Annotated in this window: 19 protein-coding genes; 3 read left to right on the plus strand and 16 right to left on the minus strand. The window is 55.0% G+C overall.

Annotated features, from left to right (window positions below):
- Positions 1-831 (plus strand): DinB/UmuC family translesion DNA polymerase (locus GS12_RS16145; protein ID WP_034948832.1); only part of this gene is annotated, 831 nt, incomplete at its 5' end.
- Positions 832-881: 50 nt separating this feature from the next.
- Here the strand turns inward: GS12_RS16145 and GS12_RS16150 are convergent.
- The 3 genes from GS12_RS16150 to GS12_RS16160 all read right to left on the minus strand — a co-directional run bounded on the left by GS12_RS16150 (position 882) and on the right by GS12_RS16160 (position 3,999).
- Complete coding sequence (locus GS12_RS16150; RefSeq protein ID WP_017802619.1) at positions 882-1,436, minus strand: hypothetical protein; 555 nt, start codon at positions 1,434-1,436, stop codon at positions 882-884.
- A 96-nt stretch (positions 1,437-1,532) separates the two neighbouring features.
- On the minus strand, positions 1,533-2,918 hold the full coding sequence (locus tag GS12_RS16155) for a hypothetical protein (RefSeq protein WP_017802620.1): 1,386 nt from the start codon (positions 2,916-2,918) through the stop codon (positions 1,533-1,535).
- A 16-nt stretch (positions 2,919-2,934) separates the two neighbouring features.
- Positions 2,935-3,999, minus strand: coding sequence for an Abi family protein (locus GS12_RS16160; protein ID WP_017802621.1), 1,065 nt, complete (start codon positions 3,997-3,999; stop codon positions 2,935-2,937).
- A gap of 307 nt (positions 4,000-4,306) precedes the next feature.
- On the opposite strand from GS12_RS16160, the gene GS12_RS16165 reads away from it, so the two are divergent.
- Together GS12_RS16165 and GS12_RS16170 are read left to right on the plus strand one after the other, a co-directional pair.
- On the plus strand, positions 4,307-4,603 hold the full coding sequence (locus GS12_RS16165; RefSeq protein ID WP_152601426.1) for a hypothetical protein: 297 nt from the start codon (positions 4,307-4,309) through the stop codon (positions 4,601-4,603).
- A 126-nt stretch (positions 4,604-4,729) separates the two neighbouring features.
- Positions 4,730-5,329 (plus strand): DUF2913 family protein, encoded by a 600-nt coding sequence (locus GS12_RS16170; RefSeq protein ID WP_017802622.1) that lies wholly within the window; start codon positions 4,730-4,732, stop codon positions 5,327-5,329.
- A 502-nt stretch (positions 5,330-5,831) separates the two neighbouring features.
- On the opposite strand, the gene GS12_RS16175 is transcribed toward GS12_RS16170, so the two are convergent.
- From GS12_RS16175 to GS12_RS16235, 13 genes are all read right to left on the minus strand, one after another.
- Complete coding sequence (locus GS12_RS16175) at positions 5,832-6,872, minus strand: HoxN/HupN/NixA family nickel/cobalt transporter (RefSeq protein WP_017802624.1); 1,041 nt, start codon at positions 6,870-6,872, stop codon at positions 5,832-5,834.
- The gene (hypF, locus tag GS12_RS16180; RefSeq protein ID WP_034948839.1) at positions 6,859-9,183 is read right to left on the minus strand and encodes a carbamoyltransferase HypF; all 2,325 of its coding nucleotides are present in this window, start codon (positions 9,181-9,183) and stop codon (positions 6,859-6,861) included. Before hypF ends, GS12_RS16175 begins: the two co-directional genes overlap by 14 nt.
- A 153-nt stretch (positions 9,184-9,336) precedes the next feature.
- Complete coding sequence (gene fdhF, locus GS12_RS16185) at positions 9,337-11,508, minus strand: formate dehydrogenase subunit alpha (protein WP_017802626.1); 2,172 nt, start codon at positions 11,506-11,508, stop codon at positions 9,337-9,339.
- Between the two features lie 23 nt (positions 11,509-11,531).
- Complete coding sequence (gene hydN, locus GS12_RS16190; protein ID WP_017802627.1) at positions 11,532-12,077, minus strand: electron transport protein HydN; 546 nt, start codon at positions 12,075-12,077, stop codon at positions 11,532-11,534.
- Between the two features lie 166 nt (positions 12,078-12,243).
- A complete protein-coding gene (gene hycI, locus GS12_RS16195; protein ID WP_017802628.1) occupies positions 12,244-12,735 on the minus strand; it encodes a hydrogenase maturation peptidase HycI in 492 nt (163 codons plus the stop codon).
- Complete coding sequence (locus tag GS12_RS16200) at positions 12,728-13,207, minus strand: formate hydrogenlyase maturation HycH family protein (protein WP_017802629.1); 480 nt, start codon at positions 13,205-13,207, stop codon at positions 12,728-12,730. The genes hycI and GS12_RS16200 overlap by 8 nt, the downstream gene beginning before the upstream one ends.
- Entirely contained in the window at positions 13,207-14,004 is a 798-nt protein-coding gene (locus GS12_RS16205; protein WP_017802630.1) for an NADH-quinone oxidoreductase subunit B family protein, read from the minus strand. The genes GS12_RS16200 and GS12_RS16205 overlap by 1 nt, the downstream gene beginning before the upstream one ends.
- Positions 14,004-14,558 carry a formate hydrogenlyase complex iron-sulfur subunit gene (locus GS12_RS16210; RefSeq protein WP_017802631.1) on the minus strand — a complete coding sequence of 185 codons (555 nt, stop codon included), beginning with the start codon at positions 14,556-14,558 and terminating at the stop codon, positions 14,004-14,006. The genes GS12_RS16205 and GS12_RS16210 overlap by 1 nt, the downstream gene beginning before the upstream one ends.
- A gap of 15 nt (positions 14,559-14,573) precedes the next feature.
- Positions 14,574-16,298 carry a hydrogenase large subunit gene (locus GS12_RS16215; RefSeq protein ID WP_017802632.1) on the minus strand — a complete coding sequence of 575 codons (1,725 nt, stop codon included), beginning with the start codon at positions 16,296-16,298 and terminating at the stop codon, positions 14,574-14,576.
- A 40-nt stretch (positions 16,299-16,338) separates the two neighbouring features.
- Positions 16,339-17,292, minus strand: coding sequence for a respiratory chain complex I subunit 1 family protein (locus GS12_RS16220; RefSeq protein WP_017802633.1), 954 nt, complete (start codon positions 17,290-17,292; stop codon positions 16,339-16,341).
- 10 nt (positions 17,293-17,302) lie between these two features.
- Entirely contained in the window at positions 17,303-19,207 is a 1,905-nt protein-coding gene (locus tag GS12_RS16225) for a proton-conducting transporter transmembrane domain-containing protein (RefSeq protein WP_017802634.1), read from the minus strand.
- On the minus strand, positions 19,204-19,815 hold the full coding sequence (locus tag GS12_RS16230) for a 4Fe-4S dicluster domain-containing protein (protein WP_051050853.1): 612 nt from the start codon (positions 19,813-19,815) through the stop codon (positions 19,204-19,206). Before GS12_RS16230 ends, GS12_RS16225 begins: the two co-directional genes overlap by 4 nt.
- A 150-nt stretch (positions 19,816-19,965) precedes the next feature.
- Entirely contained in the window at positions 19,966-20,433 is a 468-nt protein-coding gene (locus GS12_RS16235) for a hypothetical protein (RefSeq protein WP_017802636.1), read from the minus strand.
- Between the last annotated feature and the right edge of the window lie 276 nt (positions 20,434-20,709).

Consider the following 20,709-nt stretch of genomic DNA (forward strand, 5'->3'; position numbering starts at 1 on the left):
CTGGCCAAACTGGCCAACCATGCGGCCAAAAAGTGGACCCAGACACGGGGCGTCGTGGACCTGTCTGACCGGAGCCGTCAGCGCAGACTCCTGCATCTGACCGATGTCAGTGATATCTGGGGCATCGGCCGGCGCATCAGGCTGCGGCTTAATCAGCTGGGAATCACTACGGCTCTGCAGCTGGCGGACAGCAACGTCAGCATGATACGAAAGAGTATCGATGTCATCACGGAGCGTACAGTAAGGGAACTGAACGGCGAGTCCTGCCTGGCGCTTGAGGATGCACCGCCGCCGAAGCAGCAGATAGTGAACTCACGTTCTTTCGGGCAGCGTGTCACACAGCTGGAAGAGATGCAGCAGGCTGTGGTCCTTTACGCCACGCGCGCCGCTGAAAAGCCCAGGGAGCAGAATTCGCGCTGCCGCCATATCAGCGTGTCCATCGCCACCGGCCGGCACGGCGATGAGCCGCAGTATTCAAACACTACCTCCCGCATCTGTGACTATCCAACCAGTGATACGCGGGACATTATAGCGTCGGCGCTTCGTGGCCTGGGCACGATCTGGCGGGATGGATACAGATACGCCAAAGCCGGCGTAATGCTGGGAGATTTTTACCAGTCCGGTGTGGCGCAATTTGACATGTTCAGCGAACAACAGCCGCGGGCAAACGCTGATGCGCTGATGGCGGCGCTGGACACCATTAACCGTTCAGGCAAAGGAAAGGTGTGGTTTGCGGGTCAGGGAGAACGTGACAGTGCCTGGCAGATGAAGCGTGAAATGCTCTCGCCGCGTTATACGACTAGATTAAAGGATATTCCAAAGATAAAGTAGCAATCTTACTTCTTTTTTAATGTCAGATAGCAGGTTGCCGTTCCATAGTATTATTTCCCTGTCCAGGCTGTAACAACCTCTTCAGCACTCTTAATGTAAAAGTCAAGCAGGAACTCGGCGATATCATTTCTCGAACAATCAATCAGGCTGAATTCAGTAAGGCTCTGATCATTCAGTATGACATTCGCTTCACCTGCCATATAAGCACGCCCTGGAATTGTAAGACTTTTCTTTATAAAGTACAAAATCTGACTGACAGGTATACGAACCCGGTCCATTTTACTTGTCACTGAGTTATATTTGTAGGCCGTAATGAACGGAGTGCCGATGTCCTGTGCGTCATCTCGGGCGCCGCAGACTTCAGCTATTTTTTTCGCTAAATCAATAAAGGGATTTATGTTGAAGTCACTACCGCTGCCGTAATTCTTTGCCTTTTCGCTGAGGTAAAAAGCTATATCAAGCGGGTCTTTAAAGCTAACTGATGACAATTTTTCAATTGTTTTCCTGATAATGTCTTCTTCTGGAAGATCATACTGATCGATAACTTCATTTACCCAGTTAAGAGTGATTTCATCAATGGATAAATTTTTCTTTCGGACCAACATTTAATTTCTCCTCTTCATATTGTGTTCAGAATGTACGTTATCAGTAATGTAAGCAAGACGAGCCATTCTTTGCATATTGCAGAATCAATCATTAAATCATGATTTCATTCTAAGATCGCTGCGTTGATAGCTCCAGTCGATAAGGCTGTCAGGGCGCTGTAAATCAAAGAGTATGCGGGTTTCGAATCCGTTACCTACAAAGGACACATTGCCCTCAACAAGTGAGGCAATGCCCTTCGACCCTACGTGAAGCGTATTCTGGGTATGAGCATATTTATCCGGATATTCCTCCAGAGTAAACAGACAGCGATGCCTGGCATTTGCCCTTTCAAAAAACTTCTTATGGTCAAAACACATTACGATAAGCAGCTTTCCGGCCATGATGTCCATAAGCAAATCTGTCGGAAGGTTTATGCTCAAAAAAGGGCGTGACAGCGTATCAAAAAAACTTTCATTTATATTTGTTACCCGGCCTTTAAATTCGGTACCGTCTATCCAGATATTGAATCCCACAAAGCCCATTTGCGTTTCAGCATAAACGCCCACGTATACGCACTCATCGATAACATCGATGGCCCATTCTTTACCGCCTTTAATTTCTTCAGCCAGGTTAATAATATGTTCACTAAAAAATTCCGGCTGATAGTCACGGTCTTCAATTATGACGCGTGATTGCATCAGGTTGTCATATCCTTCCCCCGTATGTATAGCTTCCAGCGCGTTTCCGGCCCGAATCATCTGGTTTTTAATACGGTTGAACTGCCGGGCATCGTTAACTGGTTTATCGTTAAGGAAATTCTCTTCAAAGTGAGGACAGCCGGAGGTATAACCAAATTCCGCAGCCTGATATAGCTCGATATTCTTTATTCCGCTCTTGACCTCGACCAGCTGAAAGCCGTCCTGGAGCGAAATCATGACCAGGTCTCCTACGTGCACAAAGGTACTCATATCGCTGACAACCGCGAGCCGGTGTGGGTCGCTGTTGAGATCGTCCGCGGCAATTAGGGAATCAATAATGTTCTCTTTTGAGAGGTTGTCCAGATCGGCTTTGATGGGCAGCCGGCGCACGGATGAGGCCTCATTGCCGAGCATTCCCCAGATGAGGGCATCTGCCGTGCGGCGCAGCACACGAATCTCCAGCTTTTTCAGTTCAATAGAGGCGATGCATTCGTCCTTCTGCGTTTTCTGACGATTGCGATGATGTTCCTTTTTTTTCACCTCCAGCTCATTAATCTCGTCAAGCCTCACCACGACTGAAAGTGCGATATGTTTGTGTGCGGTCTTCCAGCGTGAGACACAGGCTTCATATCCTGCTGTCATATCCCCTTCCTGGCCCAGACGGGCCAGTTCAGTTTCCTCGCCACGGATGAGAAGCGTGATTTTCTGCATATGTGAAATGAACTCAGGTGAAAACAGGGTCCAGAACTTCAGAAAAGGCCTGAATTTTCTGTCCATTTCTCTGTCACGTCCGGTGTTTTTCATCTACACCTCACGCCATTCAGGCCGGTTTAACGGCGGTTGCAACCGGATGCCGCCCCGCAGTTTTGTTTTCAGGTTCAAACGTGACGCGGTCACCCACGGCGTAAGCACCCAGTCTGCCCGCAAAATTTCTCGCCTGCGCAATAAATTTCGTCCCGTCCTTTTCACTGAGTAACATGGCAAAACCTTTACCGGCATCCAGCGAGATAATCCCGCCTGTGTGCCGGGTTTCCAGCAGCGTGCTGGCCAGCCAGTCATCCTCTGACGTCTGCGGTATGTCCGGCAGCCCTGACGGCAGCTTTTTATTTTTCCACAGCGCATGGGGATTACACAGCTCGTTCATCTTCTGCGTGTTCTCAATGATGCTGAGCAGCTTCAGGTTTGAAGGGTTTATCCAGCGGATGACGTCCAGACACTTGTGATAGTCCCGCACGACCTTATTGATAGCCTGCTCCACGCAGTATGTCTTGTCTGAGCGCCAGAGCGGTTCGTGGTGAGACAGGCGGTTTCTCAGGGTGTTGATGTCACGCAGGTCAGCTCCGATCCGGTTGACGGAAAGCGGCGTGCCCTGCTTTTTATCGAGTGCGTTCGGGAAGACTTCCGGTATGAGGTGCGGCCAGAGGTGAAGATAGCTGGCATAGCCGTCGCTGTAGTCGCGGTTAACCATTGAGACCCAGAAGCCAAACGTCAGCTTGGCGATGAGGTTTTCAGTGGTCGGCGGCTTGCCGTCCTTTCTCAGCTGCGCTTTGGCACCTTCAACAGCGCGCCAGGAGTCCCGGTTGTTCTGCTGAGTCATGACGGTCACAAACCACTTATCGTCGATGCGGCTTTTCAGCGCGGGCCAGTCGGCCGCAGGCGCACTCTGCTCGATGAGTGTCTCTTCGTGCCGCCTCTTTGCAGCGCAGATGGCGTTTCTCAGGGACACCTCTATGATCTGCAGCGTGGGAAGGAACGCGCCGGCGAGCTGTTTGTTCCAGAGGTAGATGCCGAGGCACTCCTCCTCGCTGGCTCCGTTAAAGACCGAGGACTTGTAGGTGGCAAACCTGTGCTGGGAAATTGAATCCAGTATGGCGGCAATGGTCATAATCACTCCTTGTTATGCTGCTACTATACTGCGGCCTGAAGCGGATGCCACAGACATTACGCTTGACGTAAGCGTCAGTTTGTACGAAAATCTCTCCCCAGAGACAGGATCTCTGACTGTGTGAGCGATTCCGGCCAATGCCGGGACGCGAAAATTTCGAAAAAGGCTTCCTCGCGGAGGCCTTTTTTGATCCTGTCATTCTCAGAACTCTTTCCCCTTCTTTTTATTCGCATCATGCCGTCCGACGGCTGCGCTTGGCCGATTTTTTACGATTGGGCATTTCCGTTATAAAGCCAAAAATTTATTTGTGAAATTTCCTGATGCTGAACCCATGACTAAAAATGCACTCAGGTTTTACTGGGGAACGCTGTATAACTCGAATAATGATATTGAATGGCTTAATCCTGCTGAATGCAGGGATGTTGGAATACCTTTAGGCGGCCTGCGTGATGCCATTCTCGAAAAATTCAGTATTTCAGATTCTGAAAGTCTTGAAGGGGCTGCAATCATTTTTGATGGTCGTTGCCACTGGAATAAAGATAAAACGAAAAGAATAATAAATATATATGACAGTGAGCGTATATTCATTTCTTTAGCTGATTAACTATGGCAGGCATTGCGTAAATTTATAGCAATCGCTTTGTTTAATATGACTGGCTGCCTTCTTTACGGTTAAAATATGCCAGAATGATGCATGTATAAACAGGAACAGAGAGGAGAAGGACACGCAGTGACGCTGACAGAAAAATCGGGCCACCTGGCATGGTGCGCCCTGGTGGCGCTTGAGCTGGCCCGCCAGGACGGCGCTGTATGTTCTGCCGCTCAGGAAAATCTCTTTCTGACCCGCTGGCTGGCGACTGCCCTGAAGCAGCGCCGCTTTCCCCGTGAGGTAACGCCCGACATCGAATGGCTGCTGAAACAGGGGCGCCAGTATGGCGTGGGCGCAAAGCTTGCCGGCAAGCTGGACTACCTCTGGCGCTCCTGCACCGGTGCGCTGTCTGAACAGAACGACCTGTTCCGGCTGACGTATGCGTTGGAAACCGCGAAGGACATGCACTGGGCATACCGGCTGCTCAGCGACCGGGAGTGGGCAGGACGCCATGCCGCTGCCCTGAACCCTGACGTCAACGGCATTTACGTGTCCCGGACCAGCCTGGACGCGGCGTTTGACGACAACGGCTGGCAGGTCAGCCCGCTGATGGCGCGCCTGACCGGGCGCGTGAAGGGGCTGGAAACGCTGTTTAACCGCTGTGGATGGCAGATGACCAGTGAAGGGCCGTCCGGCCTTTATGCACTGACGGCAGAAAAGCATCAGTTAACAGAAGCATAGATAAAATCAGTACAGCAGCTGCTCTCTTCAGCTGACCGGAATAACGGCGTTTACTGACTACAGTGGATGTCTGACGCAAGGGAGTGAAGAATGGAACGTGAAGCAATACTGCAGGTGCTCAGGGCGAACCCGGACAACTGCATCCGGGCCTTTCACCGCGGGCACCCGGGCTGCTCCGGGTACATGGAGGGGAAGCTGCTGATAAGGCGCTACACAACAGTTCTAATGAGCGGGCAGCAACCGCTTTGACATGATAAAAGTACTGTGAGGAGGCCGCGAGTCTATTCCTGCTCATTAAATGGCCGGAGCGCGCTTGCTACATCTGACCGGTGATTTGAGGATAAAAATCCTTTTGATGTCTGTCTGGTTATCCGAAGCGTGCGAATGTGAGAGTGCAAGAAGGGTTGTTCCATTGAAAACGGCATGCCTGCTTTAGCCCGTCTTGTCAGATTCATTCCTATGAGTATCAGCCTCCTCAGCAATGTACTTTGCTGAATGACGCTTAAGCCCGGCCAGATTTCATCACCAGATGGTCATAGCCTTTGCGGCGATAATTCAGCACCGAGATGCCCCAGAAAATTACAAAAATCCCCACAGCCACGTAGCCCACACTGCCCATATTGTCGTTAAGCTGACCAATCTGCGTCCACAGCCCGCCGTGCATATCCAGCTTATCCGCTATCAGCCCGAGCGCTTCCAGGCCGCCGATAAACAGGGCGATGACCACACTGGTGGCGGTAATCATGATGTTGTAATAGAGCTTACGCACCGGTTTATCAAATGCCCAGCCGTACGCGCCGACCATAACAAAATTATCCAGCGAATCGACCAGCGCCATGCCGCAGGCAAACAGGACCGTGAACACCAGAATGCTCCACACTGACATACCAGAAGAAGCACCCGCTGCAGACAGGCCCAGCAGGCTGATTTCGGTGGCGGTATCAAAACCCAGCCCGAACAAAAAGCCGACCAGATACATCTGCCAGCTTCTGTTGACCAGATTAAATGCGAAATGAAAAAGCCTGCTCATTACGCCACCGTGTACCACGAGCAGCGCATCCTGCGACGCATCGGTGTTGCCCTGTTTGACCTGCTGGAAACGGCGGTAAACATCGCGCAGGATCAGCGCATTCAGTAGCGCCATCAGCAGCAGAAACAGGGCCGAAATCAGCGTGCCGATTGACCGGCCATAATCATGCAATCCGCCAATTTTATCGCCAAAAACCAGCGAGGTAGCGGCAATCGCCACACAGGCCAGTACTACGATGGTCGAGTGCCCGAGTGAGAAAAAAGCGCCGACGGCAACCGGACGTTGTCCCTGCTGCATTAATTTGCGTGTCACGTTATCAATAGCAGCAATGTGATCGGCGTCGACAGCGTGGCGCAGACCATAGCCATAAGCCAGCAGTGAGGCCGCGATCAGCGCTGCGCTGTGATGGAAGACTATCAGCGCCCAGCCCCAGGCCGCTAAATTAGCTGCGATCAATCCGCATAACAGCCAGCCGGCACGGCGGTGAGTGTGAAAAAAATCACGGTTTATCATGATAATCCTTATGCGTTAATGAAAAGCCAGGATGCTGAAGGCGGGCACAGGCGATAACCGCCTGGCCGAGCGCCAGCCCGCCATCGCCAGCCGGCACCTGTTGGGGCATCAGGACCTGAAAAGGGGCTAAATAGTGAGGCAGAAGCTGTCGCAGTAGCCGGTTGTGCAGTACGCCACCGCCCAGCGCGACGGTGGTGACGCCGTGGATTCGCGCCTGATGACGGGCGAGGCCGGCAAAGCCCTGCGCCAGCGCGTCATGAAAGGCAAACGCCCGCTCGGCGGGTGCGGCCTGCCAGTTAAGCCATTGCCGCCAGAACGTCGCGAGATCTAACAGGATTTGCTTACCGGTGTGGAGCAAAGGCAGGGTGACCGGATGCAACGCACCCTGCGCGCTGCGCGCCAGCGTCTCCAGACGACAGGCGGCTTCGCCTTCCCAGCTCAGACTTGCGGGTGCGCAATGAAGGGCCGCGGCGACGGCATCAAATAAGCGCCCGCAGGACGAGGCCCGTAGCGCATTGATTCCGGCGCTAATCGCCTTTGAAAGTGGCAACCACGGATGTGATAACACGGTGTCCGCTTCAGAGCGTTTCTGCCAGTCCGGCACAAACGCCTGCCAGTGCGCCAGTAAGTTACGCCAGGGTTGCCGTGCGGCACAGTCACCGCCCGGCAAGGCGACGGCAGGGAGCCCGCCTGCATGCTCACAGTGCAGGTAATCCACCAGCAAACACTCCCCGCCCCATAACGCCCCATCCTCACCATAGCCGAGTCCATCCAGTGCCAGTCCGACCACTCTCCCGCCGTCCAGCGGCCAGCTATGTTCTGCCAGACAGGCGGCGAGATGCGCATGATGGTGAAACACCGCCATCCTGTTGATTGTCGGGCGTTGCGCCTGACAGTAGCTGACGGCGTCAGGATGCGCATCACAGACCGTTATCTCCGGTGTACAGTCATAGAGCTGCTGAAAATGTGCAATGGCCTGTTGCTGCTGGCTGGCAATATCGCTGCGGGTGAGGGAGCCAAAGTGCGGACTGAGAATAGCCTGATTGCCGCGAAGCAGGCAGAAGGTGTTTTTGCGTTCACCGCCCAGCGCCAGCAGGGGGTACGGACTGTCAAATCCGGCGGGCAGAGTGAGTGCATCAGGCACGTAACCGCGCGACCGGCGCAGCATTTCGCTGCCATGCTCTGTCACCCGCAGCAGTGAATCATCAGCGCGCTGCACAATGTCGCGATTATGCAACAGCCAGAGGTCGGCGATATCCTTAAGTTGATCACGCCCCGTCTCATTGGTCAGTGCGGGCGCACAGCCGTTTGCATTGCCGGAGGTCATTACCAGTGGGGTCTGACAGGACTGCATCAGTAAATGGTGCAGCGGAGTAAACGGCAGCATCAGCCCGATTTCATCCATCTCCGGTGCAACCGCCGCACACAGTGGTGACCGCGGATTTTTCGCAGTCAGAACAATAGGTGCGGCTGGCGATTGCAGCCTCTCGCGCAGCCTGCCTTGCGCGTGGATATCGCTGCACTGCGCCAGCCAACTGATGTCCGGTAGCATCACAGCCAGCGGCTTAGTCGGACGCTGTTTGCGTTGACGCAGACGCAGCACTGCCGCCTGCTGTGTGGCATCACAGGCCAGATGGAAGCCGCCCAGCCCCTTAATGGCAACGATTTTTCCTGCCTGTATCGCCATCGCCGCCTGTGCCACTGCTGCCTCGTCCTGCGCCAGAACGTCGCCATGGTGTAATGTCGCGCTGACGCAAGGGCCGCAGTGCGGACAGGCGATCGGCTGGGCGTGAAAGCGCCGGTCGGCCGGGTTGTAATACTCCCGCTCGCAGGCCGGGCATAGCCTGAATTGCGCCATGCTGGTCAGCGCGCGGTCGTAAGGCATTGCACGGATCAGCGTAAAACGCGGCCCGCAGTGGGTACAATTGGTAAAGGCATAGTTAAACCGACGGTCGGTTGGTCGGGCCATATCCTGCAGGCAGGCCGGGCAGGTTGCCGCATCAGGAACCACCTGGGTATTCATCCGGCTGTGACGGCTATCAGTGATAGTGAAATTTTGCGGCGCCGTCTGCCAGACGAAATAATCGACACTCAGGCTGTCAATATGCGCCAGCGGCGGGCAGTCGCGGCGTAACTGTTCTGTCAGCGCGTCAAGGCTGACAGGTTTAAGTAGCCTGATTTCTACACCTGCGCTGTCGTTACTGACCTCACCACGCAGCTGCAGCTGGTGTGCCAGCTGCCAGATAAATGGCCGGAAACCGACCCCCTGGACTTTGCCGCAAATGCGGATACGTATGCCGGAAACAGACATGACTCTCTCATTTCCTTACGATTCGGGCGGCAACCCGGCAGCCACTGTGACCCCGAACCCCTGATGATTATCAGCTCTTCGGGATCGCGTTGTGCGCTGCTGTGCTGCGACGCGAAAATGATGATAAGTTCGCGTCAGGATGCCCTGGTGAAATTAAATCCCGCTGGCGGGGATCAGGTCTTCAGCGGCGCTGCGCAGGCGGGCTTTCATGTCGCTGTAAGTCTGATGTGCGTAGCTTTCAGCCCAGCGTTGATCGGCGATCGGTTCGACTTTCACTGCGCAGTATTTGGTTTCAGGCGTTTTAGAGATAGGGTCGAGGTTATCCTGCGTCAGTTCATTGCAGGCGCCGATCCACCACTGATAGGTCATGTACACCGCACCGGCATTAATACGTTCGTTGTAGTTGACGCGTGAGATGACTTTGCCACGGCGTGAGGCTACCCAGACCAGTTGCTGGTCACTGATAGTCAGCGCCTGTGCATCGATCGGATTCATCTGCACGAAGCCAGGTTCGTCAGCCAGCGTTTGCAATGCTGCACAGTTGCCGGTCATGGAGCGACAGGAGTAGTGGCCGACTTCGCGTACGGTACACAGCACCAGCGGATAGCTGTCGTCCGGCAATTCAGCCGGCGCGCGCCACGGCGCGGCAAACAGCTGACCTTTACCGGTTGGGGTATCGAAGTGGTTATTGGCATACAGGTAGGGCGTTCCTGCGCTGTCAAGCGTGGTGCATGGCCACTGAACGTGGCCCAGTTCACCCATTTTTTCATAGGTTGCGCCATAGAACAGCGGGCATAAGCTGCGCATTTCATCCCAGATTTGCTGATTATCGCGGTAATGCATCGGATAACCCATCTGCGTCGCCAGCAGGCTGATGATCTCCCAGTCGCGCTTGACGTTACAGGTCGGTTCGATGGCTTTCTCAAAGCGCTGGAAGCCACGGTCGGCACAGGAAAAGACGCCACCATGTTCACCCCAGGATGTCGCAGGTAAAATAACGTCAGCCTGTTCCGCAGTTTTGGTCATGAAAATATCCTGTACCACCACAAAGTCGAGCGCGGCAAAGCCTTTGCGCACCAGCCCTAAATCCGCCTCGGTCTGAAGCGGATCTTCGCCCATGATGTAATAGGCTTTAACCTTGCCTTCGAGCGCCAGATGCGGAATTTCGGTGATGCGGTAACCGATGTCGGTATCCATCAGATTGACGTCAATCCCCCAGGCATCGGCGAATTTCGCCCGCACGTTCGGGTCGGTAACCGACTGATAGCCGGGGAATTCATTCGGCAGCACACCCATGTCGCAGGCACCCTGCACGTTATTTTGCCCGCGCACCGGGCCGACGCCGACGTTGGCCCGGCCGAGGTTGCCTGTCAGCAAGGCCAGCCCCGCCAGGCCTTTTACCACGTCAACGGCCTGGCCAAACTGAGTCACGCCCATGCCCCACATGATGGTGGCTGAAGGCGCTGCGGCGTAGGTGCGCATCGCCTGACGGATTTGCTGTGCGGACACGCCGGTCTGTTCCGCTACCGCTTCCGGGGCGTAATCCGCGACATTTTTACGGTATTCCTCAAAGCCTTCGGTGTATTTCGCTACATAGTCGTGGTCATACAGATCTTCTTCGATCAGCACATGTGCAAAAGCATTGACCAGCGCCATATTACAGCCGTTTTTGATTTGCAGATGCTGATCGGCAATACGGGCGGTTTCAATGCGGCGTGGGTCGCAGACAATGATTTTTGCGCCTTTCTCTTTAGCCTTGATCACCCGGCGTGCGACGATCGGATGGGAATCTGCGCAGTTATAGCCGATCACCAGCAGACATTTTGAATTCTCGATATCGCCGATAGAATTACTCATCGCGCCGTTGCCGAGCGTCGCCTGTAAACCCGCCACGGACGGGCCGTGGCACACCCGGGCGCAGCAGTCGACGTTGTTAGTGCCAATCACCGCTCGGGCAAATTTTTGCATGACATAGTTAGTTTCATTGCCGGTTCCGCGCGAGGAACCGGTGGTCATGATGGCACGCGGACCGTGTTTCTGTTTGATCTCCGTCAGCCGCTGTGCGGTGTAGCGAATGGCTTCATCCCAGCTGACGGCTTCGAACTTTCCGCCTTTCTGACGGCGGATCAGCGGCTGTGTCAGGCGCGGGGTCAGCAGTTTGGTGTCATTGAGAAAATCCCAGCCATAATAGCCTTTCAGACACAGTTCGCCCTGATTGGTAACGCCGTTCGCCGCTTCGGCGCGAATAATTTTTCCGTTATCCACCACCAGATTCAATTTACATCCAGCGCCGCAGTAGGGGCAGACAGTCGTGACTTTTTTCATTGGAAGGTTTCCTTAATCCGGGGTTAAAACAGCAGCGGAGAAGTGTTGTCGAGCGCCGCGCGGCGACGTTTTTCTGCATTCATCTCCTGTAACTGGTTACGATCGATAGCGAACAGGGCGTTGGTCGGGCAGATGGCCAGACAGGCCGGGCCTTCAGTCCGGCCATGGCACAGATCACATTTGTGCGCTTCGGCTTTATCCGAGGTAGCTGCCATCGCGGCGCCGTTCTGGCGGAAAATCGGTTTTGTCACCACTTCCATTGCGCCGTACGGGCAGGCAACCACGCAGGTTTTACACCCGATGCAGCGCTCCTGCAGCACCTGCACATGGTCGGCTGAGCGAAGAATGGCGCCATTGGGGCAGACGTTGGCACAGGGTGCATCTTCACACTGGCGACACATCACCGGGGTACTGAGGTTGACGCCTTTTATCACGTGCAGACGCGGTGCGAATGTCGCGGCGCTGAGCAGCGAGATATCCTGCGAGTCGTTATGCGCCATTACGCAGGCAATTTCACAGGTACGGCAGCCGATGCATTTTTTGGGATCGGCGATGATGAACCGGTTCATGAGTAATTAGTCCCTAAGCCATTGGTTTTAGCTACTGGCTATACATAAAGCGTGCCAGTTCATGTTTTTAATTTTTACTATTAAATTCATTGAGTTAATTTTAAAGGTTGCTCCGCTGACGAAATTTTTCACTGACGTCATATTTGCGTCGTCACCGTATCGACAGTTATGTCGAAAGACTGAAAGGAGCGATCCCAGGACCAGTTTCAAGTCGCGGTAACAGCTGATGCAGGCGGCTGATCGCCTGTTCCACAGCGGTACTCATCGGGTAATAAAACGCGACGACGTCGGGCTGAATACCGACAAAGGTGATCTGCGGGATGTCCTCGCGCAGTTGCTGCATGAGAAAGGTCAGCGGCAGATTGTGGGTAGTCATCATGAACATGTCGGCGATATCTTCCTCGGCAATAATGCGCATTTCGCCAGGCGCCAGCCCCATATCGGTAGCATCAGCAATCACCAAATGTTGTGGATGCAGTTCGCGCAAATAGCCGATGTCGTTTTCAGGTGCCGCGCCGCCGTCCACCACCGTCCAGCCGGGAAGTGGTTTTTCCGCGCACAGTTCGGCCAGACGCGGACCGGCGCCGTCGTCGCCCATCATGCTGTTGCCCACGCACAACAGCGCGTAGCGGGGAAGGTTCTCAGGGTAATCAGGCATCGTACCTCCTGACCATCAGGTACATGGCGGGGTCATTTTCAATTTGCGCCAGCAGGGCGATAAGCTGTTCGCTCCATCCTTGCTGTTGCACCGTCATTTGCGGGCTTGCATCGCGCAACGCCAGTGCCAGCAAATGCGTGTGGCTGCTGTCGATAGTAATCTCGCCAAATCGCTGAACACCCGCCAGTTTGCGGCGGGCTTCGCTGTTTTCAGGCAGACAGTCGATCCAGTGCAGATAGCCATCGAACGGGCATTCGAGGCGCGATTGCAGACAGTCGATCACCCCGAGGTGATGGCCGATAGCCAGGCTGTAATAAATCACTTCCTGCGCTTTCTGCGAGCAGCGTTTCTGGGCGCTTTTTTCATCAACAAACTTGCTGCTCAATGAATAGAAAATCACTTTGTCTTTGTCAGGCGCATGACCATCATAGGACTGATGGCGCGCGTAGCGCTGGTCGTTAACGGAAGTCATCACAGACGCACCTCGCCTTGCAGCACCTGATGATAGATATGCTGCAGATTGCCGATGATTTCGCTCAGGCGCAGGTCGCCCTGTTCAGCCAGATAGGCCGATACACGTTGTTCTACCGGCTGTAATCCGGGGGCAGCGACGATTTTCATAAACTGATCGGCAATCTGGCGGCCATAGCGGTAACCGGCCATGCGGCGCGCTTCGCGATCCAACAGCACGCGTAACGGTTGCGGCAGGTCGGGATGCAATAAAATAGCCGGTTCTGCGGCAGCGTCGTCATGCTGCTGCCCTTTGATTTTTTGATCCAGCAAACCCAGCGCCATTGCAAATCCATAAATGGTCGCCGCCGGTGTCGGCGGGCAGCCGGGGATATATACGTCCACCGGCACGATTTTGTCGGTGCCGCCCCAGACGCAATAAAGGTCGTGGAAAATGCCGCCGCTGTTACCGCATGCGCCGTAAGAAATACAGATTTTCGGATCCGGTGCCGAATCCCAGGCGCGCAAAGCGGGCATACGCATTGCGCGGGTGACCGCACCGGTGAACAGCAAAATGTCAGCGTGGCGCGGCGATGGAACGACTTTGATACCGAAGCGTTCAGCGTCAAACAGGGGTGAAATGGCGGCAAAAATCTCAATCTCACAGCCGTTACAGCCACCGCAGTCCACGCGGTAAACGTAGGCGGAACGGCGGATGCTGTTCAGCAGGGTGGATTTCAGTCTGGCGATACTGTCATCCAGTGTAACAGGCACCGGCAGACCCTTTTCGTCTCGCGGCGCAATCGGGTTATGACTCATCAGCGAACCTCCGTAGTCATATGGCGGCCAATATCAATGCGGTCGCTGGGAGAAAGACCGTGCATTTTTTTGCACGCCGGACAGGTTTCATACTGCACACGACGTTCGCTAATCTGCAGGTCGCTCAGCGCGGCATTTTCCTGTAACAGGCTGAGCGCAAAGTCGATTTCTTTTTGGACGGCGTAAGGTTTGCCGCATTCCCGGCAAGGGCAGACCGGGAAATCCGCGGTCTCAAACAGGTCTTCTTTGCGCCAGACCGCCAGCTCGAACTCCTGCGACAACGTGATCGCTGCCGTAGGGCAGACTTCTTCGCAGCGGGCGCAGAAAATGCAGCGTCCTAAAAACAGCTGCCAGCGGATCGTTTTGGTGTCGTCTGACGTGGTCATGGTCAGCGCGTTAGACGGACAGGCATTAGCACAGGCGCCGCAGGCGATACACTGCTGTGCGGTATAGTGTGGTTTGCCGCGAAAGTTGGGTGCTAAATTCAGCGGTTTGAAGGGGTAGCCCAACGTTGCCGTGCCGGTTTTGAGCACTTTTTTAATCAGTTTCAGCATGATTTGAACGGCTCCTTAAAGCGGCGAATTTTTGCGTTCGATGCCGTAACGTTCGATCTCTTTGTAAGGCACGACGATGGACGTTTTCTTGCGCACATCAACCACCGTCATGCGGTCTGTGCAGGAATAGCAAGGATCGAGACTGCCGATAATCAGCGGGGCGTCGGAAACGGTATTGCCGCGCAGCATGTAGCGCAGCGTCGGCCAGTTGGCGTAGGTCGCCGCACGGCAGCGCCAGCGGAACAGCTTCTGATTGTCGCCGGTCATGCTCCAGTGAATGTCGTCGCCGCGTGGCGCTTCGGCAAAACCGAGCGCGAAACGGTGCGGAATATAGTTAAAGCCTTCCACCGCCAGCGGGCCGCCCGGCAGGCTTTGCAGGCCAGACTCGATCATATTCAGGGAGTTAAAGACTTCGTGAATGCGCACTTTCAGACGGGAATAAACATCGTTACCGGTTTCGCTGAACAGTTCAAACGGCAGTCTGGCGTAACCGGCGTAGGGATGATCCTGTCGCATATCACGACGGTGACCGCTGCCGCGCACCATCGGGCCGACGTTGCTGAAATCGCGCGCCACCTGAGGATCCAGAATGCCGACGCCGATGCTGCGCTGTTCCGTATTTGGCGTGCTGAGCAGAATATCCACCAGCTCGTTCAGGTCGCGACGCATAACGCCCGTCAGCGCAAGGGTGGCAATCATATCGTCTTTTAATATGTCGCGACGGATGCCGCCGATCAGGTTCATCCCGTAGGTTTTGCGCGCACCGGTCAGGATTTCCGCCATTTTCATCGACTGTTCGCGGATGCGGAAAAACTGCATGAAACCGGAATCAAATCCGACAAAGTGACAGGCCAACCCGAGGTTCAGCAGATGGCTGTGCAGACGTTCCACTTCCAGCAAAATGGATCGGATCATCTGGGCGCGTTCCGGCACTAAAATCCCCATGGCGTTTTCGACCGACGAGGTATAAGCCACGCTATGCGTGAAACCGCAAATGCCGCACACGCGGTCAGACAAAAACGTTACTTCGTTATAGCCCATGCGGGTTTCGGCCAGTTTTTCCATGCCGCGATGCACGTAGAACAACCGATAATCGGCGTCGATAATGTCTTCGCCATCAACGAACAGACGAAAGTGGCCCGGTTCGTCAGAAGTGACGTGCAGCGGACCAAGGGGCACGATTTTGCTGCCTTCTTTGGCCTCAGAAATAAACGGATAGGTTTCTTCATCCGTGGTCGGTGCCGGGCGCTGACGGTAATCCATTGCGTCTTTGCGCAGCGAATACAGGTCATCAGGCCAGTCATCCGGCAGCACCAGACGGCGTTCGTCCGGCAATCCGATCGGGCGCAGGCCGTACATATCCCGCACTTCGCGTTCGCCCCAGACGGCTGCCGGCACGCGCGGGGTTACCGACGGAAACTCCTGCGATACCGGATCCACTTCGGCGCGCACGGTAATCCAGCATTTCACGCCTTTTTCCATCGACAGCACGTAATACAGCGCGTAATTACCACACAGCGTGCGTTCATCATTGCCGAACAACACGGAAAGCCAGCCGCCCTGCTGGTAATAAAGCCATTCGACCACTTCCGGCAGCCAGTTCAGCCTGATGGTGACGGTCGCCTGTGTGTCGGTCTGCCATTCGCTGCCCAGAATCGCCGACGGAAACTGTTTTTCCAGCGCGGCCAGATACGCGTTGCCGACCGGGTTTTGATTTAAAGCGCTATTGAACTCACTCATTGCAAAGCCTCTGTCCGCCGCAGCGGAACAAAATGTCAGGTCAGCCAGCGACCAGCCAGGAAACCAGCGCCAGAAACGCCAGACCAAATCCCGCCCAGGTGGTGCGGGAGGTTTTAAGAAAGCGCAGACGCGTGACGCTGTTCTCGATAAGCGCGACCATAAACATGGCGATCAGCAGTTTTAGCAGACAGACCACAACGGCAGTCAGCAACGCCAGCGGTGTCAGGTTTTCCACCAACCCGAACGGGAAGAACAGACCGAGGAACAGCTGCAACACCACCAGCTGTTTCAGGCTGATGCCGATTTTCAGCATCCCTAACGCCGCGCCGGAGTATTCGGTCAGCGGACCTTCCTGTAACTCCTGCTCGGCTTCAGCCATATCAAACGGCAGCTTGCCCATTTCGACATAGGTGGCGAACGCACAAGCCAGACCGGCCAGCGTCAGAGTTAAGGAAGAGGACAGCGGCCAGTGCAGAACGCGGGCGGCAATCGCGCCAAGTGACGTGGAACCGGCGACCAGCGCCGCCACCCACAGACCGAGCAGCAGAATCGGCTCCACCAGAACGCCGAGTACCGCTTCGCGGCTGGAGCCAATGCCGGTGAAAGTGCTGCCGGTATCGAGTCCGGCGATGGCAAACACAAAACGCACCACGGCAAACAGATAAATCACGGTGATCAGGTCACCCGCCGCGCCCATCGGTGATATCAGCGTCACCATTGGCAGGGCGGTGGCGATGACAAGTAAACCGCCAGTCAACAGATACGGCATACTGCGAAACGCCATGCCTGCTGCTGCGGGCGCGACGCTCTGACGCTGAAGCAATTTGGCGATGTCATGGTATTCCTGTAATACACTAGGACCGCGCCGGTTGTGCATTCGCGCACGCATCACGCGGCTGAAACCGGCAAACAAAGGAGCGACAGCCAGCAATGTCAGCGCCTGAACTAGCGCCAGCGGCCACAGCGAACCGGCCAGCAGGGAAGGAAAGTTCATAGTCAGTTCCTCAGGCAAAAGCCACGACCAGTAATACGGCCAGTTCGATGAGCGCCAGACGACGGCAGAACGCCCCCAGCCAGCCACGGTGCAGGGCTGAAACCAGTGACACCGGTGTCGCATGACTGCGCAGACGGTAAAGCGGAGCAAACATCACGCGCAGCGGCTGGGCGAAACCGGTCGCCGTCACTACCATGTCGGCGGAGTGCGCATAACCACAGGCCCAGGCATCGCCCCGTGAACGATTTGGCAGCCGCGCGCCACGCAGAACTGCGGCGATAAGCCATGGCACTAACGGCATTCCCAGCAGCAAAATGGCCACCATCGGGGCAGACACCGCGGACGTCGGCGAAAATGCCACGCCATGCTGAGCAGCCAGCAGAACCGGCGTGTTTAGTACGGCCGCAGCGACAGCAGAGAATTGCGGAATAATCCACGGGGAAGCCACGCCGGAAATCACGCACAACAGCGCCAGTAACATCGTGCTGAACGTCATAGCGGGTGGTGCCGGTGTGGCGTCTGCTGCGCTCTGACTGCGCGGTGTACCGAGGAAAGTCACGCCAAAAACTTTGGCAATACACATCAGCGCCAGCGCGCCGGTCAGTGCCAGACCGACCGCCAGCAGCGGCCCGATCAGGCGGGCGATAAAGACGTGGCTGCTGCTCAGCTGGAACAGGGACTGATACAGCAGCCATTCACTGGCGAAACCGTTTAACGGCGGCAGCGCGGCCATCGACATCAGCGCAATCAGCATCGCACCCGCCGTCCACGGCATAAGACGCGCAATGCCGCCGAGTTTTTCCATATCCTTTATGCCGGTCTGCATTTCAATTTCACCGGCACCGAGAAACAGCGCTGTTTTAAACAGGCCGTGATTGAACAGATGGAACAGACCCGCCAGCAGCGCGAGTGACGCCAGAACCGGCAAATTCAGTGCCACGCCGGTCATTGCGCCACCAACACCGAGCAAAATAATCCCGATATTTTCCAGCGTGTGATAGGCCAGCAGGCGGCGGATATCGTGCTCCATCAGCGCATACAGCCCACCGATAAATGCGGTCAGGACAGCCAGGAGCAATACCATCAGGCCCCACCAGAGTGGCGGTGCGCCCAGCAGATCCAGGCCGACTTTTATGATGCCGATAATGCCGACTTTCATCAGCGCAGAAGAGAGCAGGGCGGCGGCGTGAGCGGGCGCGCTGGAATGCGACTGGGGCACCCAGGCGTGCAGCGGGATAATCCCGGCGTACAGCCCGAAACCGGCCAGCGCCAGCAGGAAGGCCGCCGATTTAATGCCCGACGTTAACGCCGCATGGCGCAGCACCTCAAAATTGACGCTGCCGCTGGCGTGATGCAGCAGGGCGAAGGCCAGAATCAGACACAGTGTACCGAGGCGGCCGGATAAAAACTGATTCAGACCGGCACGGCGGCTTTTCTCATCGTCAGCCTGAACAATCATGAAATAGGCGCACAGGGCAGCCATTTCCATCATCAGGATCATGGCGGGCGCATCGGTGGCGATCGTGGCGGCAGCCAGCGCAGCCAGCATCAGGTTGCACAACAAACCGCTACGCGCACACGACCGCCGATCGGCCTTCTCCAGCCAGGCGCAGGCATACAGGCTACTGCACAAAGCCGTAATTGACATGGTCAGCAACAGCAGCGCATTCAGCGGATTAAAGCTGGCGCGATAAGGCAACAGTGGCAACGTCATCGTCATCGGTGTGTCAGCGTTCAGCATCTGAAGCGCGGCAACCAACAGCGCAGTGGAGGCCACCATACCGCCGACACCGGAAATCAGGCTGCTGATTTTTGCTGCACCGGCCAGTAACCCACCAACAGTCCCGCTACAGACCCACACCAGCAGCGCCAGCGTAATCAGGAAGGCTGGCTGCAAGGCGAACAGTGCCGTCATGATCTGACCTCCGTGTCAGGTGCACCCAGGGACATCATTCCGCCCGGTGAGATGTTCATGGCATTGAGGCGTTTTTGCTGACTGGTGTGTTCAGCCACGCTGGCAGTGACCAGCATGATGGCCTGGGTCGGGCAGGTTTTAACGCAGGCCGGACCTTCCGGGCTGAAGCTGCATAAATCGCATTTCACCGCGACCGCACGCCCGCCCGGAATGCAGTCGATCAATGGACTGATGGCGCGCGGCGGCAGCGGTGCCGGCAGCGCTTTTGCGCTATTGCAGTGGGCGGGGATAGCCAGCGGCGTGCTGCCGGAAAAGGTAATCGCCCCGAACGGACAGGCGATACCGCACAGCTTGCAGCTCACACACAGACTCTCATTAAGATGGATGGCGTTGTTTTCGCGGGTGATGGCGTTCACCGGACAAACCTGCGCGCACGGCGCGTCTTCACACTGATGACACATCACTGGCACTGAATCCAGGCGGTTACGCATGACCTGCAAACGCGGTGCAGATTGTAAACCGTGACGCAGATGCTCCTGAGAACAGATAGCCATACAGGTATTACAGCCGATACAACGTTTCGGGTCGGCTATCACATATTGATTCATGGCTGTATTAGTGCGCATGAACTCTCCTCGGGCTATTCGTCAAATATGACGAAGTCGTCACGTAAATTGATATTTCGACATTTATGTCGGAATTAATCCGCACCTCAGCGGAAATAAAAACGATGCGGACTGATCGGTAAATAAGCGGGATCATTGGCGGGTAAGTAATTTTTCCAGCGCAGGGTAAACCGGCTGATTGGTTTCCAGTGAATGAAACAGGCAGTCATAAATAGACGATATTTTATTGAGGTAATGCTCCAGCACCGCACGCTTATCTTTTATATCTACCGTACTGTCTACCCATCCCTGCTCGTTCAGGGTGGCGTGGGAAAACGTGCGGAAATCAGGCTGTTCATCACCGTGCGCCATGTTCAGACTGTAAACGAGTTCCTGACTGTAAAAATCGTCGCTGAGATGAATGCTGATGATGAAATGGTTAAACAACGTGAAGCGGAGATCCTGCTCTTCACCGTAGATGAATGCATGATTTATCTGGACATTTAGCTGGGTTATCGCCTGTGTCAGGCTGTTCTGATAGGTTCGCCAGTGTGATTTAAGATGACTGTTCTTGCTGGCAATATAATCCGCTTTGCTGGTCAGTTCGCTCAGTGTACTCATAGTTATTACCCGTTAAAAAGTGTTGCGCAGAGGCTTTGTATTTTTCTGGATGCCGAAGTGACGACGACATACGATGTATAAGACTCTGCTAGCATAAAATGGGCCAGTATCGTTTTGTGTTGACTAACTGAATAACTATTAACAACTTAATCGCATTTTTACGGAAAATTTTTCCGGGCTGAAAAGAAGGCAGATATGTCGATGGCGACTATTTTCGACATTTCTGACGGAGAAGGTTGCGCATATTTAAATCCGGAAGAGTGTGTTTCATCGGCT

It is taken from the genome of Erwinia oleae (genome assembly GCF_000770305.1).
Classification (GTDB): Bacteria; Pseudomonadota; Gammaproteobacteria; order Enterobacterales; family Enterobacteriaceae; genus Erwinia; species Erwinia oleae.